Annotated in this window: 5 protein-coding genes and 2 pseudogenes; 4 read left to right on the top strand and 3 right to left on the bottom strand. The window is 37.4% G+C overall.

Features of this window, described 5'->3' with window-relative positions; translation table 11 throughout:
• Positions 1-1,286: 1,286 nt before the first annotated feature.
• Complete coding sequence (locus CDZ78_RS23715; protein WP_087869911.1) at positions 1,287-1,439, top strand: AAA family ATPase; 153 nt, start codon at positions 1,287-1,289, stop codon at positions 1,437-1,439.
• Here CDZ78_RS23715 and CDZ78_RS10120 read toward each other — a convergent pair whose 3' ends face one another.
• Entirely contained in the window at positions 1,440-2,123 is a 684-nt protein-coding gene (locus tag CDZ78_RS10120; RefSeq protein ID WP_087868795.1) for an IS6 family transposase, read from the bottom strand.
• Positions 2,124-2,261: 138 nt separating this feature from the next.
• Positions 2,262-2,429, bottom strand: coding sequence for a hypothetical protein (locus tag CDZ78_RS21890; RefSeq protein ID WP_167374245.1), 168 nt, complete (start codon positions 2,427-2,429; stop codon positions 2,262-2,264).
• 126 nt (positions 2,430-2,555) lie between these two features.
• On the opposite strand from CDZ78_RS21890, the pseudogene CDZ78_RS10125 reads away from it, so the two are divergent.
• Both CDZ78_RS10125 and CDZ78_RS10130 read left to right on the top strand, forming a co-directional pair.
• A pseudogene (locus CDZ78_RS10125) lies at positions 2,556-2,810 on the top strand (DDE-type integrase/transposase/recombinase); the annotation flags it as partial.
• Positions 2,811-3,066: 256 nt separating this feature from the next.
• Positions 3,067-3,816, top strand: coding sequence for a helix-turn-helix domain-containing protein (locus CDZ78_RS10130; RefSeq protein ID WP_140413988.1), 750 nt, complete (start codon positions 3,067-3,069; stop codon positions 3,814-3,816).
• Here the strand turns inward: CDZ78_RS10130 and CDZ78_RS10135 are convergent.
• A pseudogene (locus CDZ78_RS10135) lies at positions 3,816-3,917 on the bottom strand (IS66 family transposase zinc-finger binding domain-containing protein); the annotation flags it as partial. The gene CDZ78_RS10130 and the pseudogene CDZ78_RS10135 overlap by 1 nt on opposite strands.
• A 315-nt stretch (positions 3,918-4,232) precedes the next feature.
• Between CDZ78_RS10135 and CDZ78_RS10140 the strand changes: the two are divergent.
• On the top strand, positions 4,233-4,526 hold a 294-nt coding region (locus CDZ78_RS10140; RefSeq protein ID WP_140413989.1), incomplete at its 3' end, for an IS6 family transposase.

Below are 4,526 nucleotides of genomic sequence, written 5' to 3' on the forward strand. Positions count from 1 at the left end.
GGTTCTGTCGCAAAAAATAAATATTTGTGTAAAAATCAACTGTAACCTGTTTTTATGAAACCAATGGATAAGACATCATCCAGGAGAAAAACTCTCTCATCCTATCATTAAAATTACGATAATATAGTTGTAAAGCCAAGTAGCATGCGCCATTCAGGAAAATAATAAATTAAAAAATAGTACCATTTTTAGTTGAACACGCGGATCTTCTTTGGCTGAAATTAAATCTTATGATCGTATGTAATAGGGTGATTTTGTTTTTTGCGACAGAACCCAATGGATACCCTATGGCACAACAGAGAGGTTATAGGTCTGACCCATTCGGGTTATATTTGGAGCTCTCTGTATTGGTCATCAACAACTAATGAAGATTACGCTAACATACCAAATGTTACTAACTTTAAAAGTAGCTATGTTAAGATAATGAAAACGAGTTATCATGACTTAATGAGTAGAAATTATAATCTAAAAGTTAGACCTATTCATTCCTTTTAGGGTCAATAGGGTTCTGTATAATGTATGCGCGCCTAACCCATGAATAGTCAGTGGAATACTATTGAACAAGAACAATAGTATTCCCCTTTTAATTTAAGCCAAAAATGACAATCTTACACCTATATAAATCAATCGCTTATAGGCTGTAAAAATCATAAAAATGAGTGTATTTCATTTTGGCGAAGGTATTGTTTTACTGAAGTTTCCCAATAATTATTTATGGTAAAATGAAAACTATGCTACAACTATATGAAAAAAATAGTCTTTTCATTCGTTTCAAATGCTATTGCCTAAGGGGAATTAAGTAGGAGTTTGCTATAAACATGGCAAAACCACCTAAAATAAACCTCGATACACCAGCATTGTGTATTTCAGCTACTCAATAATTGGGAAACTTCAGTTGTTTTATTTTTAAAGTTAAAAAATACGCTGAGTAGTTACTAAAATTGAAGCTAAGGTAAGAGATGGCACAGTTAATGAAAGCCCTTTTTCATTGTTTCCAAAATGGTGGCAAAATGGAATCTAACTATTACCACAAGAATTTGCCAAGATAGAGTTCAGAATCTTCAAAGCCGTTTTTTAACGAGGGATTTATTAACAAATTCAGTGTTTTAGTTTATTAACAGCGTTTATTAACGCTATTTGCGTAGAATCAGGGCAAAATGAAGGTGATTATTGCTGATGATGATGGTGTATAGATAACACTTGTTTTTTTGACGTCAAAGGTTTGGTGAGTAATTGTTTTTATGATAATGAAGTTTTTATCATTTTATTGAAATAGCAAATGAATTATGACTGAGATAATAGCTATATTAAATCAGAAAGGTGGCGCTGGAAAAACAACTCTTTCAACAAATATTGCGAGGTCGTTACAGTTAGATGAATGTGAGGGGTTCTGTCGCAAGTATTGTTGGAAATGCAGGAAGCCTAGTCTTCAGGCATAACTATCCTGCTAAAGCCATAAACTGCTTATAAGCAGGAATATTCTCCTCAGACAATTGTCCCTTTCGGATCATATGTGCTGTTTCAATTCCATCAATTGTTGCTTGAGCGGAGTGAAACGCTTTAAAGCCCATCATTGGTTTTGTTATTTTTTTGATAAATCGATGATCCTGTTCGATGATGTTATTCAAATATTTAACCTGTAATATGTCGATCATAGTGGCAAACCCAGCAAGGATTAACAAGAGGTTAATATTGGCTAATCCTGCATAGTTAGCGCCACTTTTATCCATAACGACCTTATCAGGAAAGCCATTATTGTTAATCGTTTGTTTGAAAAATGCGGTTGCAGCCTCTTCATCACGGCGCTCAGAAAGCATGAAATCAAGCGTATCCCCGCGACTATCAACAGCTCGGTATAAATAGGTCCACTGCCCCTTCACTTTGATATACGTTTCATCCATGCGCCACGACTTATTGGTTTCTCGTTTCTGAGATTTAGCTTTTACAGCAATGGCAGGAGAATAACGGATAACCCAACGATTGAGCGTAGCATGATCCACTTCAACACCTCTTTCTTCCATAATTTCTTCAAGGTCGCGATACGAAACGCCATACCTGACATAAAAGAAAACAGCATAAAGAATGACATCTTTTGGGAAGTGAGTGCCTTTGAAGCTGAGCATATGATCCACCTTTTATTGAAATTGAGAATTAGGATAGCAGATAACGTCGGGAAGGGGGATTTATGCGACAGAACCTAAAAAGGGTCTTGCACTTGGCAAAACATCAAAGAAAGATCCCGATAATTTTATTGGGAATATTCAAGAGTATTGTGATCTTGTTGGAAACCTAATAGGAGTAGGGGCGTTAGACTTCCGTCCCATTTGCTTCCATAAGTCGGCAAATAGATTATCGACTAGACAACCGTCTTGCTGAAGTAGATCTGCGGTTAGTGCTGGCAGTCCAGAGATTTTTGTGGCAGTATTCATATATGGCCTCCTTTGGTAGATATTGGCTTTTAGTACAAGCAATATTATACCATTTAGGAGGTATTTTTTATTTTTATATCAATAAGTTAATAGATTGTTTATTGATTCTTTGAAGTCCGAAACTTTAGTATTAACCTCTTGTTAATCCTAGCTGGGTTTACCACCATGATCGACATATTACAGGTTAAATATTTGAATAACATCATCGAACAGGATCATCGCTTTATCAAAAGAATAACAAAACCGATGATGGGCTTTAAAGCGTTTCACTCCGCTCAAGCAACCATTGATGGAATTGAAACGGCACATATGATCCGAAGGGGACAATTGTCTGAGGAAAATATGCCAGCGTATAAGCAGTTTATGGCTTTAGCAGGATAGTTATTCCTGAAAACCAGGCTTCCTGCATTTTCAACAATACTTGCGACCGAACCAAGCCCAGTTTTATTTATTAACTGCATAAAGATCAGCTATGACCAAGCTTCACTTTCATTATAAATTATTACGACAGATCCGTTATATTTATTATATAAATTCGGGCGATAGAACCCGGAACCTATTACTGTATCTATTTTTATTATTCCCTATGGCAAGTTCTATAGCGATTGGTTCTAGGTTTATTGACCATGGTAATGAGATGAATTTAATATATTTAGAATCAAGATACCTGAACCCAACAATAGGACGATTCATTACACAAGACGTTGTGAAGCAATATAGCTCACACTATAACTACGGTGATGGTAGGGTCATATTATTTTCTGACACTAGTGGCAAGATGTGGGATGGAATTGGAGACGAAATTGCGGCGGCAATATTAGGTGTTTCTGACGAACAGATGGCTGGTAGTTCTTTAGGTCGTGAGGAAATTTCCCCTATTAATAGTATAGAAAAACCTAAGAAGTTGACCGAATCAAATGAGGTTATAACCCCCACAAGAATTGGAATATCTGATTCACCAGGCTCTTCATTGGCTAACATGGAAATGGGGCATCGATTGGACATAACTGAAAATATCAGGTATGATATTATAGACCATGAGAATCCAATATTATTTGGTGAAGATTTTTTAATTCCTCCTCATTCGCCTAAACCTAAACGCGGACCTAAACCCGGGTCTAAACCCCCACGAATAGGTAATCCTTCATTACCTAGAGAGAAAGTTTTATCAATGCAAGAAATGATGAGGGATCATAGAATTAGTATTGCTCGTATTACCACAAATTTTGGAGTTAGTAGGCGTACTTTATATAAGTATATTAGTCCCTCCGGTGATTTAAGACCATTGGGGAGGGTCGCAGTGTTTGGAAGATATCTATCGAATGAACTTGAACTTGAGCAAGACTATAAGCGGGTTCCGGGGCAGGGCAGAAGAAAGAGTCCTTAGGCATATTTTAGCTGGACATGTTCAATCACTTTGATTTGGGCTGGAATGATTTCTAACTGCTCTGACTTGTCTTCTCCAGCCTCATGTAACGCATGACCACAAAGTAAAAAATGACACGTGAGAATGTATCATATTCAAGTATTATCGTATATTTAATGACACATTCATATAAAGGTTTCTGTCGCAAGTATTGTTGAAAATGCAGGAAGCCTGGTCTTCAGGCATACGCTGTTAATCCTGGATGGATTAATAGTCCGTGGTAGGCGAAGGGAAATTTGCCAATCCGAAGTGCGCTAGCAGCGCGCTCGGGAGGCTAAAATTTTATCCCGATGAGCCGTAGAGGTTCTGTCGCATAAATCCCCCTTCCCGACGTTATCTGCTATCCTAATTCTCAATTTCAATAAAAGGTGGATCATATGCTCAGCTTCAAAGGCACTCACTTTCCAAAAGATGTCATTCTTTATGCTGTTTTCTTTTATGTCAGGTATGGCGTTTCGTATCGCGACCTTGAAGAAATTATGGAAGAAAGAGGTGTTGAAGTGGATCATGCTACGCTCAATCGTTGGGTTATCCGTTATTCTCCTGCCATTGCTGTAAAAGCTAAATCTCAGAAACGAGAAACCAATAAATCGTGGCGCATGGATGAAACGTATATCAAAGTGAAGGGGCAGTGGACCTATTTATACCGAGCTGTTGATAGTCACGGGGAT

Origin of the sequence: Bathymodiolus platifrons methanotrophic gill symbiont (assembly GCF_002189065.1) — a bacterium.
Lineage (GTDB): Bacteria > Pseudomonadota > Gammaproteobacteria > Methylococcales > Methylomonadaceae > Methyloprofundus.